This window comes from Actinomadura vinacea, assembly GCF_039532545.1.
GTDB lineage: Bacteria > Actinomycetota > Actinomycetes > Streptosporangiales > Streptosporangiaceae > Spirillospora > Spirillospora vinacea.
This window is the reverse complement of sequence record NZ_BAAARW010000048.1, coordinates 128,008-149,051: the sequence shown is the minus strand read 5'-3', so window position 1 is coordinate 149,051 and position 21,044 is coordinate 128,008. Positions and strand designations below refer to the sequence as shown.

Sequence of the window (21,044 nt, the reverse complement as noted above, 5' to 3'; positions counted from 1 at the left end):
GGGCGGGCCGCGGTGAGTGTGATCCCCGGGTGTCGTGCTGCTGCGGCGGAGCGCGACGTCCCCGGCGCCCCGCGAGCGATCCCCAGCTTAGAGCACTGGCACGGGCGTCTGTACGCCACCCTAAACAGTCCAAAAATGCACGATTTCGGAAAGTCTCGGGTTCGCCACCACATTTGTCAGCGCCGTCCCAGGAGAGGAGCGGAGCCTCAGTAGACCCGCCCGTCCACGTTATTGCTGTCGATATTGATCGTGACGCCGCCGTGCGTCTCCCGGTGCCCGCCCCGGTACTGCTTGATCCGGCGGTGCGGATGCCAGAGCCGATCGGGGATCTGCGGGTGCCCGTACAGTCTCGGCTTCCCGTCCCAGTGCGCGAACCAGACCGCCTGCGGCAGGGTGTACCCCGTCGTCCTGGCCAGATCGCGGATCCCCGAGCCCACGCTGCTGTAGACGCCCGGCACGTACCGTTCGGCCTTCATCTTCACGGTCCAGTTGTGCAGAAACGTCAGAACCGCTCTGCGGCACGAGGCATCGTTCGGGTAGGCCTCCATGTCGAAATAGATGGGCTTGCCTGCCGGAATGCCGAGCGCCTTCGCCTTGCGAATGGCGTCCACGGCCGCGCTCCTGCCCTGTGCCGCCGCGTTGCCCGCCGTGAACCGGGCGCGATAGCGGCCGCAGGGCGCCTGAAGGCCCACGTACGTGGGGATCAGCCGGTAGCCCATGCTGCGCGCCGACTTCACCCAGTCGCGGGTGAGGTTGGGCTGGGCGCAGCCACGTGCGGCGCCGCCGATGTAGATGTTGCTGATGCGGTAAGCCTTGCGCCAGGCGCGCATGGAGGCCAGGGACGGGGCCGTGCAGGTGTCGAAGCCCTTCCCGACCGCCCAGTTCTTCTGCCGCCCCGTCTTGGGCTGATTCTTCGGGGCCTTGCCCTTCGTGCTCTTGCTCTTGCTCTTGGGCTTCTTGCTCTTGCTCTTGGGCTTCTTGCTCTTGGGCTTGCCGCCTCCCCCGTCCGAGGGACGCGGAATCAGGTCCAGGAGCGTCGTACCGTCCTCCGGGCGCTTGGGCGAGTACTCGTTCTTGTCCTTGCCCTTGTAGTCCTTGTCCGAGTGCTTGCCCTGGTCGTCGTCCCGGAATTCCTTCTCGTCCTCGTCGTCGGGGTCGTCGCCGAGCGGCCGGGGCCCGTTGACCGTCGCGCCGCGGATGAGCCGCTGGATCCGGGACGGGTCCGTCCCGTACGAGCCGCTGATCACGACCCCGGCCTCGCGGAGCGGCACCCGCACCCGGTGGTCCGCCGTCGGCTTCACGGTGTAGGCGGCGAGCCGGTCCGCCCGTACCGGACCGCGCCCGGCCCGCGCGGACGTCCCGGCGGGCCCGAGCGGCGCCACGTGCAGGGCGTCCTCACCGCCGATCACCCGCGCCGGGCAGTCGGGCCGCTCCCCCGGCCGGCCGAGGTAGATCGCGCGCCGGTCGAACCGGACGCAGCGGGACGGGTCCCGCTCGAGATCGTGCACCTGCCAGCCGTCCGGGACGGGGATCCGCAGCCCCCGGTAGGCGGCGACGCGCACCGCCGCACGCCGCTGCCGCTGCCCGCGCGAGTCGCGGGCGGTGCGCCGCTCGTCGTGCGCCGCGGCGCTCAGCGCGGGGGCCGGTTCACTCTCGGCCCGCGCGGCGGCCGGGTAGGGCCCGGAGACGAGCGGCGAGAGCGCCACCACGCCCAGGAGTCCACCGAGAACGGGCACATGGCGCATCACAACTCCCCCGCGAGGTGATCATGTCGCGGACGATGATCACCGTCGGCGGGTCGCCCGAAACCGCGGGCCGGACGATCTTTCCCGGCTATTGACCAGCGGCGTTCCCGGCCGCGGGACGGTCGGCCAGGATCTCGTAGGCGCCCGGCTCGTCCACCGCCAGCGCGGCGAGCGGGATGAACTCCAGCCGAACCTCGTAGGAGCCGAGCGCGCGGCGGTAGAAGCCGGCGCCGTCCCATTCGGTGACCAGCGCCCATAGCGAGGGGTCGTCGACGGTGCGGCCGAGCCGTCCCGAACGGTAGCCGGGGCTGGCCGCGAGCGCGTCGAGCACCGCCGTCATCCGCTCGGCGAAACCGTCGGCCTCCTGGCCGGGCACGCGGTACCGGGTAATCGCAATCACGTATCCATCCTGGCACCGGGCGCCACCACGCCCGCCGTCGGCGTACGTTGGGGCCCGTGAACGCACGGAACGCACGGGGCGGATCGGCCGGCGGGGCGTCGGGCGGGCGTCCGCCGGAGCGGCGGCCGGGACTGCGCGCCGCCGTCGAGGCCAGCAGCGCGGCCCCGCTGGTCTTCCTGAGCCGGATGCCGCGCTGGGCGCTGCTGGCCGTGGTCTTCGGGCTGCTGGTGATCGGCATGGCCGGTTCCGGCTGGGTCGGCGCGTCCGGCCTGCTGGTGCTCTGGGTGCTGCTCGCCTGGTTCGCCTATCTCAACTGGCCTGAACTGGAGCTTTCCGGACGGCTCCTGCGCCTGGCCGCGCTGGCGGTACTGGCGGCGTTCGCCGTCGCCCATCTGCCGTGACGGCCGCCACGGCGATACGTCGGTTTTGACAACCATTTTCATCTTCGTCCACACTTGGGGCGTGTTCTTCTCTCGCTGGCGTCTTCGCGCCCTCCCGATCACCGCGCTGGCCGTCACCGGCCTGGCCGGCCTCACCGCGTGCGGCGGCGGTGACGCGGCCGGGGCCGGAAAGTCCGAGATCGTCGCGTCCTTCTACCCGGTCGCCTGGCTGGCGGGGAAGGTCGGCGGCCCGGACGCCGCGGTCCAGACGCTCACCCGGCCGGGGACCGAGCCGCACGATCTGGAACTCACCGCCCGCCAGATCGCCGACGTCCGCAAAGCCGACTACACGGTCTACGTCAAGGGCGTGCAGCCCGCGGTGGACGACGCCGTGAGCAAGGGAGCCAAGGACAGGGCGCTGGACGCGGCGAGCGTGATCAAGACGATCCCCGCGCCGGCCGCCGACGGGCACGAGCACGGCCATGAGGGCGAGGGCGAGCAGGGCCACGACCACGAGGGCTCCGCCGACCCGCACATCTGGCTCGACCCCAGCCGGATGGCCGCCATCGCGACCGCCCTCGGCGACCGGCTGGCCGCCGCCGACCCCGGGCACGCCGCCGGCTACAAGTCCCGCGCCGCCGCGACCGCGGCCGAGCTCACCCGGCTCGACCAGGCGTTCCGGGACGGCCTGAAGTCGTGCCGGCAGAAGACGATCGTCACCGCGCACGCCGCGTTCGGCTACCTCGCCGACCGGTACGGCCTGAAGCAGGTCTCCATCGCGGGCGTCGACCCCGCCGCCGAGCCCTCGCCCAGGCGGCTGGCCGAGCTGACGCACGAGGTCAAGGCGGCCGGCGCCACGACGGTCTTCACCGAGACGCTGGTCAGCGCCAGGGTCGCCGAGTCGCTGGCCCGTTCGGCCGGGGTCCGGACCGCGGTGCTCGACCCGGTCGAAGGCGTCAAGGAGGGCTCCTCCGACGACTACCTTTCGATCATGCGCAGGAATCTGGACACCCTGAAACCCGCCCTGGGATGCTCATGAAACCCACCGCCCCGTCCCCGTCCGCCCCGCCGTTCGCGATGAGCGGCGGGCGGGTCCGCCTCGACGGCCGCGAGGTGCTGCGCGGCGTCGACCTGGTCGTCGCGCCCGGCGACCTGCTGGCCGTGCTCGGCCCCAACGGGGCGGGCAAGTCCACCCTGGTCAAGGCGCTGCTGGGGCTGCTGCCGCTGGCCTCGGGACGGACCGAGATCTTCGGCCGCGCGCCCGCCCGGTTCCGCGACTGGAAGCGGGTCGGGTACGTCCCGCAGCGGCTGCCGGCGGGCGGCGGGGTGCCGGCCACGGTGCGGGAGGTCGTGGCGTCCGGCCGGGTCGCGCGGCAGTCGCGCTGGCGGCCGTCCTCGGCCGCCGACCGGGCCGCGGTGGAGCGGGCCCTCGAAGCGGTCGGGCTGGCCGACCGGGGCCGCGACTCGGCGCACCTGCTGTCGGGCGGCCAGCAGCGGCGCGTGCTCATCGCCCGGGCGCTGGCGGGCGAGCCCGAGGCGCTGGTGATGGACGAGCCGACCGCCGGGGTGGACGCCGCCAGCCAGTCCGCGCTCGCCGCGACCCTGCGCGACCTGGCCGCGGCGAACCGCACGGTGGTGCTCGTGGCGCACGAGCTGGGCCCGCTGGAGCCGCTGATCAACCGCACGATCGTGCTGGCGCACGGCCGCGTCGCGCAGGAGACCGGCCGCGGCGGCCCCGCCCTCGAGCCCACCGGGAGCGCGGCGTGATCGAGATGCTCGAGTACGACTTCATGCGCGTCGCGCTGGTGATGGCGGTGCTCATCGGGCTGACCGCGCCCGCGGTCGGCACCTTCATCGTGCAGCGCAGGCTGTCGCTGCTGGGCGACGGGATCGGGCACATCGCGCTCACCGGGATCGGGCTGGGCCTGCTCACCGGCTCGTCGCCGGTCCTGGGCGCGCTGGTGGTGTCGGTGCTGGGCGCGGTCACGATCGAGGTGCTGCGCGAGCGCACCCGCAGCGGCGCGGACGTGGCGCTGGCGCTGCTGTTCTACGGCGGGCTGGCGGGCGGCGTGGTGCTCACCGGCGCCGAGGGCGGCGGCGCGAACCTGCAATCGTACCTGTTCGGGTCGATCAGCAGCGTGTCGGCGTCGGACCTGTACGTGGTGGCGGGACTGGCGGTGGCCGTGCTCGGGATCGTGGCCGTGTTCGGCCGCGAGCTGTTCCTGCTGTGCCAGGACGAGGAGGTCGCGCGGGCGTCCGGGCTGCCGACCCGGTTCCTCGGCATCCTGATCGCGGCCACCGCGGCGGTCACGGTCGTCATCGCGATGCGCGCGATCGGGCTGCTGCTGGTCAGCGCGCTGATGATCGTTCCGGTGGCGGCGGCGCAGCAGCTGACCCGGGGCTTTCGCGGCACGATGCTGCTGGCGATGGCGGTCGGTGTACTGTCGGCGGTGTCCGGGCTGGCGGGCTCGTTCCAGTACGATCTCCCACCTGGACCCTCGATCGTGCTGCTGGCCCTGGCGGTGTTCGTGGCCGCGGTGATCGGGGGCGCGGTGCTGCGACGCAGACGCGCGGTCCCGGCCGCGGCCGGGGCAGATGTGGACGTCGAAGCGGAGGTACTACGGGGATGACGACGGCCCGCCGCAACGCGGTACGGCAGGCGCTGGCCGGATGCGAGGGCTTCCGCAGCGCCCAGGACATCTACGCCGACCTGCGGGCGGACGGCTCCAAGATCGGCCTCACCACGGTCTACCGGGCGCTGCAGGCGCTCAGCGACTCCGGCGAGGTCGACGTGCTGCGCACCGACGACGGCGAGGCGGTCTACCGCGCCTGCCGTTCGGAGGAGCACCACCACCATCTGGTGTGCCGCGCGTGCGGGCGCACCGTCGAGGTGGCCGGACCCGCGGTCGAGAAGTGGGCGGACGCGATCGCCGCCGAGCACGGTTTCGTGGACATCACGCACACCGTCGAGGTCTTCGGCACCTGCGCCGACTGCGCCCCGAACCGCTCCTGAGCCGGGTCGCCCGCGCAAGATTTTGTGCATTGCCACAGTGCAAAAGTCGCTCTGGCATGCCATAAATGTCCGAACGAGCCGCGGCACGTCCGCTGCTCCCCGGGCCATCATCCTCCCACCCCTCGGAAACGCCCCGTCCAGCCAGGACGGGGCGTTTCTGACGCGACGCGCCCCTCCACTCCGCCCCCTTGGAAGGCCGCGTCCCGCCGATGCGCAAGAATCGGGTCATGGCTACGACACGTACTGCGAACGCGCACTGGGAAGGGCCGCTGATGGGCGGCCAGGGCAAGGTCTCGCTCGACTCGTCCAAGGTCGGCTCCTTCGAGGTGACCTGGCCGTCGCGAGCCGAGGAGCCGGACGGCCGCACCAGCCCGGAGGAGCTCATCGCGGCCGCCCATTCCACCTGCTACTCGATGGCGCTCTCGCACGGTCTGGCGGGAGCCGGCACTCCGCCGGAGAAGGTCGACACCAAGGCCGAGGTGACGTTCCAGCCCGGCGAGGGCATCACCGGCATCCACCTGACGGTGCGGGCGAGCGTGCCCGGCCTGTCCGCGGCCGACTTCGAGAAGGCCGCGCAGACCGCCAAGGAGAACTGCCCGGTCAGCAAGGCGCTGGCCGGCACCAAGATCAGCCTCGACGCCGCCCTGGTCTAGAGGCACCCCGCACGAAGGGAACCGAGCCCTCGCCCGCGCGAGGGCTCGGGTCCGCGGCCCCGCGAGGCCTCAGCCGGTCGGGGCGGGCTCCACCGGGTTGGGGACGGCGCCGCCGTAGCGGCGATCGCGCGAGGCGTACAGCTCGCAGGCGTGCCACAGGTGCCGCCGGTCGAAGTCGGGCCAGAGCGTGTCAAGGAACACCATCTCCGCGTACGCCGACTGCCAGATCAGGAAGTTGGAGGTCCGCTGCTCCCCGGACGAGCGCAGGAACAGGTCCACGTCCGGGATGGACGGCTCGTCCAGGTAGCGCGCGAAGACCTTCTCGGTGATCTTGTCCGGGTTGAGCTTGCCGTCCCGCACGTCCCGGGCGATGGCCGCCGCCGCGTCGGCGATCTCGGCCCGGCCGCCGTAGTTCACGCAGAACTGCAGGGTCAGCACGTCGTTGCCGCGGGTCATCTCCTCGGCGGTCTCCAGCTCGCCGATGACGCTGCGCCACAGCCGGGGCCGCCGGCCCGCCCACCGCACCCGCACGCCCATCGCGTTGAGCTGGTCGCGGCGCCGCCGGATCACGTCCCGGTTGAAGCCCATGAGGAAGCGCACCTCTTCGGGCGAGCGCTTCCAGTTCTCGGTGGAGAAGGCGTAGGCCGACAGGTACGGCACGCCCAGCTCGATCGCGCCCATGATCACGTCGAAGAGGGAGTCCTCCCCCATCCGGTGGCCCTCGGTGCGGGGCAGCCCGCGATCCTTGGCCCAGCGGCCGTTGCCGTCCATGACGATGGCGACGTGCCGGGGCACCAGGCCGGCGGGGATCGCCGGGGGGCGGACTCCGGTCTTGTGCGGTTCCGGAGGCTGAACGGCCCTTCTCAAACTCGCTCCCTGTGGCTGCTGTCGGTGTCGTGGCTGTCGGCGGGGGTCTGGTTCTCGTTCGGACGGGACGCGGGGTCCTCCGGCTCCACATGCCGCAGCGATCGGATGCCGTGCTCCAGATGCCACTGCAGATAGGCCGCGACGAGGCCGCTGCACTCTACCCGGTGCCGCTGCTCGCTCCCGTCGGCGTGCTCCCAGTCGCCCCGCAGCAGCGCCAGCATCAGCGCGAACGTCGGCGGCGCCGGGGTGGCCGCGCCGGGCCGGCGGCAGCGCGCGCAGACCGCGCCGCCCGCCGCGATCGCGAACCCGCGCAGCCCGCCGCGGTCGCCGCAGCGGCAGCACTCGTCGAGCGCCGGCGCCCAGCCCGCGACCGACAACGACCGCAGCAGGAAGGCGTCCAGCACCAGCCGCGGGTCGTGGGTGCGCTCGGCCAGCGTCCGCAGCCCGCCCACCAGCAGCAGGAACTGGCGCAGCGCCGGCTCCCCCTCCTCGGCGGTGAGCTTCTCGGCGGTCTCCAGCATCGCGGTGCCGGCGGTGTAGCGGGGGTAGTCGGTGACCAGGTGCTCCCCGTACGGCCGCAGCGTCTCGGCCTGGGTGATGAGGTCGAGCGAACGCCGCTCGTACAGCTGCAGGTCGACGTGGGTGAACGGTTCCAGCCGCGCGCCGAACCGCGACTTGGTCTTGCGCACCCCTTTGGCGGCCGCGCGGATCCGTCCGGTGCGCCGGGTGAGCACCGTGACGATACGGTCGGCCTCACCCAGCTTCTGGGTGCGTAGGACGATGCCTTCATCGCGGTAGAGGGTCACGCCCCCATTGTTCCGCACCTTTGTTCCACAACGCCGTCCAGCGGCCGCCGCCGTCGACCGCGCACGCACCCGCGCGCCAGCCTTCCATCACGGTCCGTGACCGCATTAGGTCGTGAAAGTTGCAGGGAAACTGTGGCCGGACTCACAACGAGCTGGCAGCGTTGTGCCATGAGATGCACCATCGTGCCCCCGCATATGCTGGAACGTGTCGCCGAAGTCACCGATGACCCGGCGCTTGCCGATTCCGCACGCCGCTCCCTGGCCCTCAGCTCGGTGCAGCGCGAGGCCCGTCTCGCCTTCTCGGCCACGCCCCCCGCCCCCAGCGAGGACTTCGTCCCCGACCGGACCGTCTACGACGCCGAGAACGAGGAGACGCTCCCCGGCGAGAAGGCCCGCGGCGAGGGCGAGCCCGCGACCGGCGACAAGATCGTCGACCAGGCCTACGACTGGCTCGGCGTCACCTTCGACTTCTTCGAGGCCGCCTACCGGCGCAACTCCATCGACGGCGCCGGGCTCCCCCTCATCTCCACCGTCCACTACGGCCGCGCCTACGAGAACGCCTTCTGGGACGGCGAGCAGATGGTCTACGGGGACGGCGACGGCACGCTCTTCCTGGCGTTCACCGGCCCGCTCGACGTCACGGGGCACGAGCTCGTCCACGGCGTCACGCAGTACACCGCCGACCTGGTCTACCGCGACCAGTCGGGCGCGCTGAACGAGTCGGTCTCCGACGTGTTCGGCTCGTGCGTCAAGCAGTGGCATCTCGGCCAGACCGCCGACCAGGCCGACTGGCTCATCGGGCAGGGGCTGCTGGCCGAAGGCGTCAACGGCGTGGCGCTGCGCTCCCTGAAGGAGCCCGGCACCGCCTATGACGACCCGCGACTGGGCAAGGACCCGCAGCCCGGTCACATGGACGACTACGTCGACACGACCAGCGACAACGGCGGCGTCCACATCAACTCCGGCATCCCCAACCGGGCCTTCTACCTGGCCGCGGCCGCCATCGGCGGCAACTCCTGGGAGAAGGCGGGCCGGATCTGGTACGCCACGCTGACCGGCGGCGAGATCTCGTCGACCGTCGACTTCGCCGGGTTCGCCGCCGCGACGGTCTCCGCCTCGACCCGTCTCTACGGCGGCGATGCCGCCGAGACCCGCGCGGTACGGGAGGCGTGGTCCGGGGTAGGCGTCCCGCTGTGAACGGCGATTCGGCGAGGCGCCGGGCCAGGGCGCCACGGAAACGGGCGCCGTGAACGACGGCGCGGTGGAAATCGGCGCCGTGAAGGGTGACGCTGTGAAGGGGACGCGCCTTACCGGTGCGCCCCCCGAACCGGTGTGGTGAGAAGCGGCGAGGCGGGACGGACGCTGTGTGGGGCCGGCGTCCGGCATCGCGGACGCGCCGCGGCGACGCGGAGGCGAGCGGGAGAGACGGTGAAGGTGACAGTGGTTCGCAGCGGGGGGTTCGCGGGGATCGAGCAGCGCGGGCAATCCGACAGTGCCACCGATCCCATGCTGGCCCGGCTGGTCGACCGGGTGGATCTGGCGATGGTGCCGCCGCCCGGCCGGATCCCCGACCAGTTCCTGTACGACATCGACATCGACGGCGCCAGCACCACCGTCGGTGAGGCCCAGTTGCACGGGCCGCTCCGGGAACTGGTCCATCACGTCCTCGGCCAGGGGCGCTGACCTGGGCCGCGCCCCCGCCCGCCCATCCCGGCTCGGGGCGGGCGGGGCGCGGACGGGCCGCACGTTCACTTCGGCATGCCCTGCTTCGACGCACTGCCCCGGTGAGGTGCGACGCGACGGGCCCCGGCCGTGAGATCGTCACGGCCCGGGGCCCGGCACCGGTCACGCGCCTGGATCACACCGGCGTGACCGGGTCTGGATTTCCGCCCGCGCCCCCGCGCGGGCGCGGGCGGAAGTCTCGAAAGGGCCGGGCGGACCCGGCGGGAGCGGCCGCTCAGCCGCGGGCGACGCGGTTGACCGCCGACAGGATGGCCTTCAGCGAGGCGGTGACGATGTTGCCGTCGATGCCCACACCCCAGACCGAGGTGCCGTCCACGTCGCACTCCACGTAGGCGGCGGCGCGGGCGTCACCGCCGGCGCTCATCGCGTGCTCGGCGTAGTCGAGCACCCGCACGTGGATCCCGACCGTGGCCAGGGCCGACTCGAACGCCGACACCGGCCCGTTGCCCACGCCCTCGATCTCGCGGATCTCCCCGTCGATCCGGACGTCGCAGCCGAGCACGTCCTTCTCGTCCACCTGGGAGGTCGTGCGGTGCGCCAGCAGCCCCACCCGGGGGCCGTTGGCCAGGAACTCGCCCTCGAAGATCTCCCACATCCGCTCCGGGGTGACCTCGCCGCCCGCGGAGTCGGTGTGCTCCTGCACCACCCGGGAGAACTCGATCTGCAGCCGCCGCGGCAGCTCCAGCGAGTGCTCGGTCTTCATCACGTACGCGACGCCGCCCTTGCCGGACTGGCTGTTGACCCGGATGACCGCCTCGTAGGTGCGGCCCACGTCCTTGGGGTCGATCGGCAGGTACGGGACCTCCCAGCGGAAGTCGTCCACCGGCGTCCCGGCGGCCTCGGCGTCCCGTGCCAGGTGCTCGAAGCCCTTGTTGATCGCGTCCTGGTGGGAGCCGGAGAACGCGGTGTAGACCAGGTCGCCGCCGTAGGGGTGCCGCTCGTGCACCGGCAGCTGGTTGCAGTACTCGACGGTGCGGCGGATCCCGTCGATGTCGGAGAAGTCGATCTGCGGGTCCACGCCCTGCGTGAACAGGTTCAGCCCCAGCGTGACCAGGCAGACGTTGCCGGTGCGCTCGCCGTTGCCGAACAGGCAGCCCTCGATCCGGTCGGCGCCGGCCAGGTAGCCCAGCTCGGCGGCGGCCACCGCGGTACCGCGGTCGTTGTGCGGGTGCAGGGAGAGGATCACCGAGTCCCGGTAGGCCAGGTTGCGGTTCATCCACTCGATCTGGTCGGCGTACACGTTCGGCGTGGCCATCTCGACGGTGGCCGGCAGGTTGACGATGACCTTCCGGTCCGGCGTCGGCTTCCACACGTCGTTGACGGCGTTGCAGACCTCGACCGCGTACTCCAGCTCGGTGCCGGTGAACGACTCCGGCGAGTACTGGAAGTGGATCTCGGTGTCGCCCATGTCCTCGGCCAGCTTGGCGCACAGCTTCGCGCCCTCGACCGCGATCGCGGTGATCCCGTCGCGGTCCTGCCCGAACACCACCCGGCGCTGCAGCGTGCTGGTGGAGTTGTACAGGTGGACGATCGCCCGGCCGGCGCCGCGCACCGCCTCGAAGGTCCGCTCGATCAGCTCCGGGCGGGCCTGGGTCAGTACCTGGATCACCACGTCGTCGGGGATCAGGCCGTCCTCGATGATCTGCCGGACGAAGTCGAAGTCGGTCTGGCTGGCGGCCGGGAAGCCGACCTCGATCTCCTTGTAGCCCATCCGCACCAGCAGCTCGAACATCTTCAGCTTGCGGTGCGCGTCCATCGGGTCGATCAGCGCCTGGTTGCCGTCCCGCAGGTCCACCGCGCACCAGCGCGGCGCCTCGGTGATCACCTTGTCCGGCCAGGTGCGGTCGGTCAGGGCGATGGGAGCGAACGGGCGATAGCGCTCGAAGGGCATGCCCGAAGGATTCTGTTGCGGATACATCTGGAAGGGGTTCCCTCTGCTCGATCCTGGCGGCCGACGTCCACGCCGAACTCCCGCAACGGGGGAGCCAGCCTGTTACAGGCCCCCGCTGCGGCCGCTAAGGAGGAGCAGCTCACGCAACACGTCCGTAAAGCTAACAGATAACGGCCGTGTTTCGGTAACCGGGTCCCGCCATTCGAGACGGGCCGCGGCCGTTCAGGCGACGCCCGGGACGAGCACGGAAAGGCAGGTGACGCAGCCTTCCAGGGCCTCGAACTCGCTGATGTCGACCACCGTGACCCGCCAGCCGTCGGCCGAGAGCAGCTCGGCCGTGCGCGGCGCGGACGCGGCCATCAGCAGGCGGTCGGCCCCCAGCGGCAGCACGTGCGCGCCCGACGGCTCGGGCACCACGCGCAGGCACGGCAGTACGGCGGTGTCGAGGTGCTCGGGCAGCCCGATCAGCGAACCGTCCGGCAGCGCGGCCATCGCCGACTTCAGATGCAGCGTCCCGCGCGTCGCGACCGGAACGACCCGCCGCCCGCCCAGCAGGCCGGCGAGCTGGCAGACGCCCTCCTCGTTGGTGCGCGCCCCGCGCCCGACGTACACGGTGTCGCCGGCCTGGAGCACGTCGCCGCCGTCCAGCGTGCCGGGCTCCTTGATCCACGACACCCGCAGCCCGAGGTCGAGCGCCGCCTGTTCGGCGCCCTCCAGCTCGGCGCGCCGCCGGAGCTCGCCGGACCGGCCCATGATCGCCGTGTCGCCCGCGACCACCAGGGCGTCCTCGACGAACACCGCGTCCGGGCAGCGGTCGGCCGGGGGCACCTCCCGGACCCGCCAGCCCGCCTCGCGCAGCGCGGCCACGTACGCCTCGTGCTGCCGCGCGGCGAGCGCGGTGTCGACCGGCCGGCGCTCGATGTGGGTGACGATGCCGTCCGCCAGCCGCGGCCCCGGCCGCCGCACCAGCGCCGTTCCGGCCTCCGGCGGCCGCGCGGGCTCCCCGGTCCACTCGCCCATCACAAGGCTCCGCTCAGCAGGGGCCGTCCGTCCACCGCCACTCTGGTGCCGCGCGGGCGCGTCCCGCAACCCGTCCCGCGGCTCAGGGGGTGTTTCATAAGCCTGCTGTCCTGCTGCGCGACGCCCAGGCACGCACCTCGCCGCGTTGTCGTCGGTCGACAGCCAAACCCGGGCTGACTCCCTCCTCCGCCTTGCGATGCACGCACCTGAACGCCGCTCGCTACGAACGAGACTTATGAAACACCCCCTCAGCGCGCCGCGCCCTCCGTGGTGACGATCACACCGAGGGCGTGCGCGCGGGACATGCCCAGCAGGTCCGCGATCCGGTGCAGGACGTTGCGCTCGACGTCGCTGAGCGGCCCGTCGGCCAGCGCGATGCGGGCCGCCTGCGCCAGGAACCACTCCTTGGCCTCCATCGCCAACTGGGCGCCCGCCCGGGTGACCTCCTGCTCCAGGAACGGCTCGGCCAGCCGCAGGTCGGTCTCGACGTCCGCGTCGCCGTACCGGGCCTCGCCGTACCCCTGGACGGCCTCGACCGCCCGCGCCCGCGCCGCCGGATGCCCGGCGCCGCCCGCGCGCAGCACCAGCGCGGCGGTGGCCCGCATCCCCGCCGGCAGGGCCGCGGCCAGCTGCCCGGCGGTCGGCGCGCGGAGCGCGCTCACGTCGTAGCGGGTCTTGCAGGTGCGGCACTCGACGACCTCGCCCACCTTGCCGAGCGGGAGCACCGGCAGGAAGAACAGCGTGAAGCAGCGCCACCCGACCCGTTGCCGGTAGGCACGGTCTCCGCCGCAGCGCGGGCAGTGGAACGTGCCCTCGCCGACCGTGCGGAAGAACACCGACAGGCCGAAGATCAGGAACACCGGGACTCCCCTCCCAAAACGGGCTTCGCTCCAACCTACCGATCGATCGCCGCCGCCGTGCCCGGCCGCGCGCCCGCGTTCCGTCCCCTTACGCTGGGTTCATGGTTGGTGACCAGGATTCCGGCGAGGGAGCCGCGCGCTCCCCGGACCCGCCCGCGGAGCCGCGCCCGGCGGGCCCGCCGTCCGAGGCGGCGCGGCCGGCGTTCCTGCCGCCCGCGGACGGCCACGAGCCGCGCTTCCACCCCGCCTACCCGCCCCCGTACGACCCGGCCGCCCAGGGCAGCCTCTGGAACGTCGCGGTCGTCATCTCCGGGACACTGCTGCTGGTCTCGGCGTTCCTGCCCTGGGCGGAGGCGCGGATCGTGGTCGACGTCTTCGGCCGCACCCTCACCCGCGAACTGGGCAGCGTGGTCGGGATCGAGGCCGACACGGTGGTGGCCGCCGTCCCGGTGCTGGCGATGGTCTCGATCGGCCTGGCGTTCTGGGGGCTCGTCGGCCGCGACGCCCGCGCCTGCGCGCTCGCCGCCGTCCCCGGCCTGCTGTCCCTCCTGGTCTGCGCCCTGTTCGTGCTCCGTCTGGACGGCCTGAAGGACCGGCTGGCGGCGCAGGAGCTGTCGGTCGGGTACGAGGTGGCGGTGGTGACCGGCTGGTACCTGGCGGTGGCGATGTCACTGCTGGTCGTCGGGTTCAGCATGGCCCCGTCCATCGCACTGCGGATCGGCACCGCGCGGGCCGCGCGACGGTCCCCGTACCCGCCGCCGCAGTACGTCCCGCAACAGGACGCTCCGCCCCAGGGCCCGGACACCGACTGGGCACAGCCTCCTCAGACTCGACCCGTCCAAGGGACGCCGCCCGTCCAGGCCGAACCGGTGCAGACCCAGCAGGCGGACCAACCCGCCGAGCACGAGGGCCCCTGGCAGAAGCCCGACTGATCCGGTCAGTCGAAGCCGAGCCTGCGGAGCTGCTTGGGGTCGCGCTGCCAGTCCTTGGCCACCTTGATCCGCAGATCGAGGTAGACCTTGGTGCCCAGGAGCGCCTCGATGTGCGTGCGGGCCTGAGTGCCGACCTCGCGCAGCCGGGCGCCCTTCGTGCCGATGACGATCGCCTTCTGGCTGGGCCGCTCGACGAACAGGTGCGCGTACACGTCGATGAGGTCGTCGCGGCCCTCGCGCGGCGCCATCTCGTCCACGACCACGGCGATCGAGTGCGGCAGCTCGTCGCGCACGCCCTCCAGCGCGGCCTCCCGGATCAGCTCGCCGACCAGCACCTGCTCGGGCTCGTCGGTCAGATCGCCCTCGGGGTAGAGCGCCGGGCCCTCCGGCAGCCGCCGGATCAGCAGGTCGCCGACCAGGTCGACCTGGAAGCCGCCCTGGCCCGAGCACGGCACGATGTCGGCGAACCCGACGCCGGCGGCCTCACCCAGCTCCGCCACGGCGGTCAGCTGCTCGGCGACCCGCCGCGGCGGCACCAGGTCGGTCTTGGTGACGATCGCGACCACCGGGGTCTTCTTCACGTTGGCCAGCTCGCGGGCGATGAACCGGTCGCCGGGCCCCACCGCCTGGTCGGCCGGCACGCAGAATCCGATCACGTCGACCTCGGTGAGGGTGGAGCGCACCAGGCTGTCCAGCCGCTCCCCCAGCAGCGTGCGCGGCTTGTGCAGGCCGGGGGTGTCGACGACGACCAGCTGCGCGTCCGGGCGGTGCACGATCCCGCGGATCGCCCGCCGGGTGGTCTGCGGCCGGCTGCTGGTGATCGCCACTTTGGTCCCCACCAGGGCGTTCATCAGCGTTGACTTGCCCACGTTGGGCCGCCCGATGAAACAGGCGAATCCCGATCGGTGGCCCGCGGCCGTCGTCTCTCCCAGCGTCGTCACGCTGTCAATTGTCGCCTACCCGGCGGAACGAATCGTCCATCGAACGCCGCACCCCCAGCCCAGTGGGGTCAAGCCGCACCCCAGTGGGGGGACGACCCCCACACCCCCGACAAAAACCGCAATCATGCCCTCGCTTCGCTCGGTCATGCTGCGGGCGTCCCCAAGGCCCGCAGCGATTCGCGGGCCACGCCCGCCCAGTACGGGGTGCCGATGCGTTCGGCGACCTCGGCCGAGTGGCGGTAGTGCCCGGCGGCGTCGGCCGGACGATCCAGGAAGGCGGCCAGGTCGCCGAGGATCTGCGCGACCGGGCCGAGCGTGACCACGGCGCTGCCGCCCCCGGCCATCTGGTCCCGGTACGGCAGCAGCCCCTCGTACGCCTCGGCGGCCACCGGACGCTGGTCCAGGACGATCGCGCGGCGCCCCTGCAGGCTCAGGAAGAGGTCGAAGAAGAAGTCGTACCGTGGCGGGGGGACGTCCTCCACCACGCGCCGGGCCTCGTCGGCACGGCCCGCGGCGGCCAGCGTGAGCGCGTAGACGTCGGCGGGCGCACCGACGTGCGGCCAGCGCTCCCACAGCCACCTGGCCTCCTCCACCAGCTCCGCCTCGCGGCCCTGGGCGAGCCGCACACTGAAGACCCCGGCGAAGGCCAGCGCGTTCTCGCTGTTCCACATGCCGGACTCGGCGCAGGCCTCGGCGATCTCCCGGTAGGCGCGCTCGGCCTCCTCGAACCGGCCGGCGAGGGCCGGTCCGAGGGCGTCCAGCCAGCCGGCCATCATGCCGAGCAGCGGCAGCCCGAACCGCTCGGCCAGCCGGGTCGCGGCCGAGCGGTGCCGCCGGGCGGCGGGCAGATCCAGTGCGGCGATGCCGGCCTGCTGGAGCTGGAGATGGGCCAGCACCCGGTACAGGTCCAGGTCGTGCTCGGTGGCGAGGTCGAGCAGCTCGGCGGCCAGCGCGCGGCGCGCGGCGTACCCGTCGGCGCTCCGGTAGGCGCTGAGGTGGCAGCCGTTGATCGCGACGGCCAGCAGCTCGGGACGGCCGAGCCGGCGGGCGATCCGCATCGCCTCCGCCGCCGCCGAGACGCCCCGCTCGTCCCCCTCGCCCTCCAGCTCGATCGCGAGGCTGGTGAGCAGCCGCGCCCGCAGTTCTGGGTCGTCGACGCCCCGCAGAGCCTCTTCGGCCGCGTCGATGATGTCCCGGTCGAAGGTGGCGTACTCGCGGCTGATCCACAGCGTCGGCACGTCGAAGCTGACGATGACCCGGGCGAGCAGGTCGGCGTCGCCGGTGGAACGGGCGGCGCTCAGCGCCGAGCGCCTGCGCTCCCGGGCCTCGACGACGTCGCCTGCCAGCGCCGCGGAACGGATCGCGCGCTCCTCCAGCACCAGCCGGTCGCGGACGGCGCCGTCGCCCCGGGCGCGCAGCGCGTCGGCGGCGCGCCCCCACAGGTCGGCGGCGGCGCGGTGCGCGAACCTGGCCTCGGCCGCCTCCGCCGCCAGGCGGGTGTACCGGACGGCCCGGGCCGGGTCGGCGCCGCCCGCCTCCAGGTGCTCGAGGTGGTGGTGGGCGATGGCGGCGATCTCGCCGGGGTGGCGGCGTTCCAGCGCCTCGCCGACCCGGCCGTGCAGGCGGGCGCGGCGGGCGCCGGACAGCCCGGTGTAGAGGGTGTCGCGGACCAGGACGTGGGCGAAGCGGACCCGGCCCGGCCGCGGCTCGGTCAGCAGGCCGGCCGACAGCCCGGCCTCCAGCGCGTCGATGACCGCGTCCTCGTCGCCGCACACGTCGGTGAGGACGCCCAGGTCGGCGTCGCGGCCGACGACCGCGGCGTACCGCAGCACCCGCCGGGCGCCCTCGGGCAGCCGGGCGACCCGGCGGCGCAGCACGTCGCCGACGCCGGCGGGGACCAGGCTGGTGGCGGCGCGCGGGCCCTCGGCGTCCAGCAGCCGGGCGGTCTCGCGGGTGAAGAACGGGTTGCCGCCGGTGCGCTCGGCGATCGCGGCCAGCTCCGCGTCTCCGACCTCGGTGGCGCAGGTGGCGCGGACCAGCGCGGCGACGTCGGCGGCGGGGAGCCCCCCGAGGTCCAGGCGCAGCGGCTCGTGCCGGGCGAGGGCGGCGAGGGCGTCCGCCAGGCGTTCGGGGGTCTCGGTACGGCGGAAGGTGCCGACCAGCAGCACCGGACGGTCGCGCAGGCGGCGCGGGAGGGCGGCCAGCAGCGCGAGGGTCTCCTCGTCGGCCCAGTGCAGGTCGTCCAGGACGACCAGCAGCGGCGCCCGCCCGGCCAGCCCCGCCAGGTAGTCGCCGACCGCCAGGTGGAGGCGGAAGCGGCCGGTCGCGGCGTCCTGACGGCCCGCGCCCGGCACCGGGCCGGCGGCGGGGTCGCCGTCGGTGAGCAGCGGGGCCAGCCGTCCGGCCAGGTCGTCCGGCGGGGCCGCGGCGGCGGCGAGGTCGCGCAGCAGCTCGGCCCAGGGCCAGGCGGCCGGGGCGCCTCCGGTCTCGGGGGCGCGGCCCCAGCCGGCGGTCCAGCCGTCGGCGGTCAGGGCGCGGGTGAAGTGCTCGGCCAGGGCGGTCTTGCCCATCCCGGCGTCGCCACCGACGAGGACGAGGCCGCACCGGCCGTCCGCCGCGGCGGTCCGGGCCGCGGCGGCCAGCCGTGCCAGCTCGTCCCGCCGCCCGACGAAGACCGGGCCCGGGGCCGGCGCGGCCGCAGGCTCGAGGAGCGTGTCGGAGGTGGTGTCGGGAGGGGGCGTGTCGGGGGCGACGCGGAGGTGCGGGCGCACGGTTCCGGTCAGCTCCGGCGCCTGCGCGAGGATGTCGGCCTCCAGGCGGCGCAGCGCCGGGCCCGGGTCCACCCCCAGTTCCTCCGCCAGCGTGGTGCGGGCCCGGCGCAGCGCGGCCAGCGCGTCGCCCTGGCGGCCGGCCCGGTACAGGGCGAGCGCGAGCAGCCGCCACGCCTCCTCCCGCAGCGGGTTGCCCGCCGCGTACGCCTCGAGGTCGGGCACGGCCTCGGCCGCCGCCCCCAGCCGCAGCATCGCCTCGGCCCGCCGCTCGGTCGCGAGACGGCGGCGCTCGTCCAGCCGGGCCGCCTCCGCCACGGCCCACGGCAGGTCGGCGAACTCGGCGTAGGCGGGGCCGCGCCACTCCGCCAGCGCGACCTCCGCGCACCGGCGGGCCTCCGCGGGGTCGCCGCCGTCCAGCCGTCCGGCGGCCTCGTCGACCAGGGCGTCGAACCGCCAGGCGTCCACGTCGCCCGCCGGCAGCCGCAGCGCGTACCCGGGCGGCGCCGTGACCAGCACCCGGGCCGGCGTGCGGGGCGGGCGCCCCGGCTCCAGCGCGCGCCGCAGATGCGACACGAACGACTGCAGGCCCGCCACGGCCCGGGGCGGTGCGTCCCCAGGCCACAGGTCCGCCACCAGGCCGTCGGCGGGGACCATCCGGCCGCGCGCCGCCACCAGCCTGGCCAGCACCGAGCGCTGGCGGGGGCCGCCGAGATCAGCCGGGCCCCCGTCCACCCACGCTTCGAAACTGCCGAGCACACGCACGTTCGCCATCTCCCGGCCAGCCTAGACCGGGCCTCCGGCGAGCTTGCTCAGACCCCGCTGGGCTGGCGCTCGCCGGCGTCCCGGGACGATCCGCCGGCGGCCGCCGGGATCGTGTCGGCGCCGTGCGGGGCGAGGTCGGGCAGCAGCCGGTCGAGCGGCCGCGGCAGCCACCAGTTCGCCCGGCCCAGCAGCGCCATCGTCGCGGGCACCAGCACCAGCCGCACCACGGTGGCGTCCAGCGCGACCGCGACCGCCAGCCCGACGCCCATCTGCTTGATCACCAGCCCGGGGTCCATCGCGAAGCCGAGGAACACCGCCACCATGATCAGCGCCGCGCTGGAGATCACCCGGCCGGTGACCGCCAGCCCGGTCGACACCGAGCCGCGGGCGTCCCCGGTGCGCAGCCACTCCTCGCGGACCCTGGACAGCAGGAACACCTCGTAGTCCATGGAGACACCGAAGAGCACCGCGAACATCAGCAGCAGGATGAAGCTGGACACCGGCACGCTGTGCGGCAGGCCGAGCAGCTCGGCGCCCCAGCCCCACTGGAACACCGCGGTCAGGACGCCGTAGGCCGCGCCGATCGACAGCAGGTTCATCGCGGCGGCCTTCAGCGGCGCCAGCAGCGACCTGAAGACGATCAGCAGCATGAGGAACGAGGTGGCGACCACGGCCCCGATCACCGGCCAGAGCCGTTCGTCCAGCATCCGGGTGAGGTCGACGTACGCGGCGGTCAGCCCGGTGATCTCCGAGCCCGGCGGCAGCACGTCGGAGCGCACCCGCTCGACCAGCCCGGTGACGCGCTCGTCCTGCGGACCGTATGCGGGCGTCACCACCAGCACCGCCGCGCCGCGGTCGGGCGACACCTGCGCGGGCGTGACCGACACGATCCCGCGGGTCGCGGCCAGCCGCGCCCGCAGCCCCTCGGTGTCGGGAGACCGGCGCAGGTCCACCGCGACCAGCAGCGGCCCGTTGGCGCCCGGGCCGTACCCCTCGGCCACCAGGTCGTACGCCTTCCGCACGGTGTTGGACGTCGGCTCGCTGCTGGCGTCGCTGGGCCAGGTCCGCATGCCCGCCGCCGGGGCGGCCAGGGTCAGCATCAGGACGAGCGCGGCCAGCAGCCACGGCCACGGGCGGCGCCCCACATGCTCGGCCCAGCGCCGCACCCGCGGCGACTCGGCCTTGATCGTCGCGCCCTGGGCCCGGTCCCGGCGGCGCAGCACCCGCCGTCCCGCCAGCCCCAGCACCGCCGGGAGCAGCGTCACCGCGCTCGCCACGGTGGCCGCGACCACGATCCCGGTGGCGAAGCCCATGGTCATGAACACCGGGATGCGCGAGAGCACCAGCCCGCACAGCGCCAGCAGCACGGTGAACCCCGCGAAGATCACTGATAGCCCGGCCGTGGCGTTCGCGCGGCCGGCCGCCTCCGGGACGTCCAGGCCGTCGGCCAGCCCCTCCCGGTGCCGGGTCAGGATGAACAGGGCGTAGTCGATGCCGACCCCCAGGCCGGTCATCATCGCCAGCGTCGGGGCCGTCGTCGCGACGTTCGCGAACGCGGCCAGGACCGTGATCCCGGAGACCCCGGCGCCCAACCCGGTCAGCGCCACCGCCAGCGGCAGCCCCGCCGCCACCACCGAGCCGAACGCCAGCAGCAGGATCACCAGCGCCGCGACCACCCCGACCGCCTCGGCGACCCCGCCGGGCGCCGTGACGTTCTCCGGCACCTGCCCGCCGAACTCCACCTGGCTCCCCGCCGCCGTCAGGTCCCGGGTGGCCCCGCGCAGGTGGTCCAGGGTCTCGTCCGGGGCCAGATCCGTGACCGGTACGTCGTACCGCACCGTGATCAGCGCGGTCGCGCCGTTCCGGCTCGGCAGCGCCGGGTCGACCGCGCTCACGTGCGGCAGCGTCCCCAGCCGCTGCCGCGCGCCGGCCAGGCCCGCCGGGTCCAGCCGGCCGCCGTCCGGCGCGTGGACGACCACGCGGGCGTCCGCGCCCGACAGCGCGGGGAACCGCTCCTCCAGCAGGTCGGCGGCCTGCTGCGAGCCGGTCCCCGCGAGGGTGTAGTCGTCCTGCATCGTGCCCCCGGCGACGCCCGCCACGCCTCCCACGGCGGCCACCACCAGCACCCAGGCGACGATGAACCGCCAGGGCCGCAGCGCCGCGGTCCTCCCCAGGCGGTACAGCAAACGAGACATGAGGTCCCCCATGACGGTTCTGCTTTGACTCTGCGTTGACCTACCGAGCCTCGCCCGCCCCGCTT

At 73.7% G+C, this 21,044-nt stretch carries 19 protein-coding genes; 9 read left to right on the top strand and 10 right to left on the bottom strand.

Annotated elements, in window-relative coordinates; all coding sequences use genetic code 11:
- Positions 1-206: 206 nt before the first annotated feature.
- Positions 207-1,745 (bottom strand): DUF1906 domain-containing protein, encoded by a 1,539-nt coding sequence (locus tag ABD340_RS46405; RefSeq protein ID WP_344598414.1) that lies wholly within the window; start codon positions 1,743-1,745, stop codon positions 207-209.
- Positions 1,746-1,833: 88 nt separating this feature from the next.
- Positions 1,834-2,145 (bottom strand): antibiotic biosynthesis monooxygenase family protein, encoded by a 312-nt coding sequence (locus ABD340_RS46400; RefSeq protein WP_344598412.1) that lies wholly within the window; start codon positions 2,143-2,145, stop codon positions 1,834-1,836.
- A gap of 56 nt (positions 2,146-2,201) precedes the next feature.
- On the opposite strand from ABD340_RS46400, the gene ABD340_RS46395 reads away from it, so the two are divergent.
- The 6 genes from ABD340_RS46395 to ABD340_RS46370 all read left to right on the top strand — a co-directional run bounded on the left by ABD340_RS46395 (position 2,202) and on the right by ABD340_RS46370 (position 6,191).
- Positions 2,202-2,546: a DUF6703 family protein gene (locus ABD340_RS46395; protein WP_344598410.1), complete on the top strand. Its 345-nt coding sequence runs from the start codon at positions 2,202-2,204 to the stop codon at positions 2,544-2,546.
- A gap of 61 nt (positions 2,547-2,607) precedes the next feature.
- Positions 2,608-3,564, top strand: a complete 957-nt coding sequence (locus tag ABD340_RS46390; protein ID WP_344598408.1) for a metal ABC transporter substrate-binding protein — start codon at positions 2,608-2,610, stop codon at positions 3,562-3,564.
- Positions 3,561-4,292 (top strand): metal ABC transporter ATP-binding protein, encoded by a 732-nt coding sequence (locus ABD340_RS46385; protein ID WP_425547552.1) that lies wholly within the window; start codon positions 3,561-3,563, stop codon positions 4,290-4,292. The genes ABD340_RS46390 and ABD340_RS46385 overlap by 4 nt, the downstream gene beginning before the upstream one ends.
- Complete coding sequence (locus tag ABD340_RS46380; protein ID WP_344598407.1) at positions 4,289-5,155, top strand: metal ABC transporter permease; 867 nt, start codon at positions 4,289-4,291, stop codon at positions 5,153-5,155. Before ABD340_RS46385 ends, ABD340_RS46380 begins: the two co-directional genes overlap by 4 nt.
- Positions 5,152-5,538 (top strand): Fur family transcriptional regulator, encoded by a 387-nt coding sequence (locus ABD340_RS46375; protein ID WP_344598405.1) that lies wholly within the window; start codon positions 5,152-5,154, stop codon positions 5,536-5,538. The genes ABD340_RS46380 and ABD340_RS46375 overlap by 4 nt, the downstream gene beginning before the upstream one ends.
- 227 nt (positions 5,539-5,765) lie before the next feature.
- The gene (locus tag ABD340_RS46370; RefSeq protein ID WP_344598404.1) at positions 5,766-6,191 is read left to right on the top strand and encodes an OsmC family protein; all 426 of its coding nucleotides are present in this window, start codon (positions 5,766-5,768) and stop codon (positions 6,189-6,191) included.
- Positions 6,192-6,260: 69 nt separating this feature from the next.
- On the opposite strand, the gene ABD340_RS46365 is transcribed toward ABD340_RS46370, so the two are convergent.
- Complete coding sequence (locus ABD340_RS46365; protein ID WP_344598403.1) at positions 6,261-7,058, bottom strand: isoprenyl transferase; 798 nt, start codon at positions 7,056-7,058, stop codon at positions 6,261-6,263.
- Entirely contained in the window at positions 7,055-7,864 is an 810-nt protein-coding gene (gene recO / locus ABD340_RS46360; RefSeq protein ID WP_344598401.1) for a DNA repair protein RecO, read from the bottom strand. The genes ABD340_RS46365 and recO overlap by 4 nt, the downstream gene beginning before the upstream one ends.
- A gap of 168 nt (positions 7,865-8,032) precedes the next feature.
- Between recO and ABD340_RS46355 the strand changes: the two genes are divergently transcribed.
- Together ABD340_RS46355 and ABD340_RS46350 are read left to right on the top strand one after the other, a co-directional pair.
- Positions 8,033-9,061: a M4 family metallopeptidase gene (locus tag ABD340_RS46355; RefSeq protein WP_344598399.1), complete on the top strand. Its 1,029-nt coding sequence runs from the start codon at positions 8,033-8,035 to the stop codon at positions 9,059-9,061.
- A 231-nt stretch (positions 9,062-9,292) separates the two neighbouring features.
- Positions 9,293-9,547 carry a protealysin inhibitor emfourin gene (locus ABD340_RS46350; protein WP_344598397.1) on the top strand — a complete coding sequence of 85 codons (255 nt, stop codon included), beginning with the start codon at positions 9,293-9,295 and terminating at the stop codon, positions 9,545-9,547.
- A 274-nt stretch (positions 9,548-9,821) separates the two neighbouring features.
- Here ABD340_RS46350 and leuA read toward each other — a convergent pair whose 3' ends face one another.
- The 3 genes from leuA to ABD340_RS46335 form a co-directional block, all read right to left on the bottom strand.
- Positions 9,822-11,525 carry a 2-isopropylmalate synthase gene (leuA, locus tag ABD340_RS46345; protein WP_344598395.1) on the bottom strand — a complete coding sequence of 568 codons (1,704 nt, stop codon included), beginning with the start codon at positions 11,523-11,525 and terminating at the stop codon, positions 9,822-9,824.
- Between the two features lie 195 nt (positions 11,526-11,720).
- Entirely contained in the window at positions 11,721-12,518 is a 798-nt protein-coding gene (ddaH, locus tag ABD340_RS46340) for a dimethylargininase (RefSeq protein ID WP_344598393.1), read from the bottom strand.
- Positions 12,519-12,766: 248 nt separating this feature from the next.
- On the bottom strand, positions 12,767-13,378 hold the full coding sequence (locus ABD340_RS46335; protein ID WP_344598391.1) for a TerB family tellurite resistance protein: 612 nt from the start codon (positions 13,376-13,378) through the stop codon (positions 12,767-12,769).
- 101 nt (positions 13,379-13,479) lie between these two features.
- Between ABD340_RS46335 and ABD340_RS46330 the strand changes: the two genes are divergently transcribed.
- Complete coding sequence (locus ABD340_RS46330) at positions 13,480-14,310, top strand: hypothetical protein (protein ID WP_344598389.1); 831 nt, start codon at positions 13,480-13,482, stop codon at positions 14,308-14,310.
- A 5-nt stretch (positions 14,311-14,315) separates the two neighbouring features.
- Here the strand turns inward: ABD340_RS46330 and era are convergent, their stop codons facing one another.
- The 3 genes from era to ABD340_RS46315 all read right to left on the bottom strand — a co-directional run bounded on the left by era (position 14,316) and on the right by ABD340_RS46315 (position 20,979).
- The gene (era, locus tag ABD340_RS46325; protein ID WP_344598388.1) at positions 14,316-15,251 is read right to left on the bottom strand and encodes a GTPase Era; all 936 of its coding nucleotides are present in this window, start codon (positions 15,249-15,251) and stop codon (positions 14,316-14,318) included.
- A 143-nt stretch (positions 15,252-15,394) separates the two neighbouring features.
- Entirely contained in the window at positions 15,395-18,793 is a 3,399-nt protein-coding gene (locus tag ABD340_RS46320; protein WP_344598386.1) for an ATP-binding protein, read from the bottom strand.
- 38 nt (positions 18,794-18,831) lie between these two features.
- Positions 18,832-20,979, bottom strand: a complete 2,148-nt coding sequence (locus tag ABD340_RS46315) for an MMPL family transporter (protein ID WP_344598384.1) — start codon at positions 20,977-20,979, stop codon at positions 18,832-18,834.
- Positions 20,980-21,044: the final 65 nt, after the last annotated feature.

Coding starts and splice junctions, on each gene's coding strand:
- ABD340_RS46405 (WP_344598414.1), bottom strand. CDS start 1,745: ATGCGCCATGTGCCCGTTCTCGGTGGACTCCTGGGCGTGGTGGCGCTC.
- ABD340_RS46385 (WP_425547552.1), top strand. CDS start 3,561: ATGAAACCCACCGCCCCGTCCCCGTCCGCCCCGCCGTTCGCGATGAGC.
- ABD340_RS46375 (WP_344598405.1), top strand. CDS start 5,152: ATGACGACGGCCCGCCGCAACGCGGTACGGCAGGCGCTGGCCGGATGC.
- ABD340_RS46370 (WP_344598404.1), top strand. CDS start 5,766: ATGGCTACGACACGTACTGCGAACGCGCACTGGGAAGGGCCGCTGATG.
- ABD340_RS46355 (WP_344598399.1), top strand. CDS start 8,033: ATGAGATGCACCATCGTGCCCCCGCATATGCTGGAACGTGTCGCCGAA.
- leuA (WP_344598395.1), bottom strand. CDS start 11,525: ATGTATCCGCAACAGAATCCTTCGGGCATGCCCTTCGAGCGCTATCGC.
- ddaH (WP_344598393.1), bottom strand. CDS start 12,518: ATGGGCGAGTGGACCGGGGAGCCCGCGCGGCCGCCGGAGGCCGGAACG.
- ABD340_RS46330 (WP_344598389.1), top strand. CDS start 13,480: ATGGTTGGTGACCAGGATTCCGGCGAGGGAGCCGCGCGCTCCCCGGAC.
- ABD340_RS46320 (WP_344598386.1), bottom strand. CDS start 18,793: ATGGCGAACGTGCGTGTGCTCGGCAGTTTCGAAGCGTGGGTGGACGGG.
- ABD340_RS46315 (WP_344598384.1), bottom strand. CDS start 20,979: ATGTCTCGTTTGCTGTACCGCCTGGGGAGGACCGCGGCGCTGCGGCCC.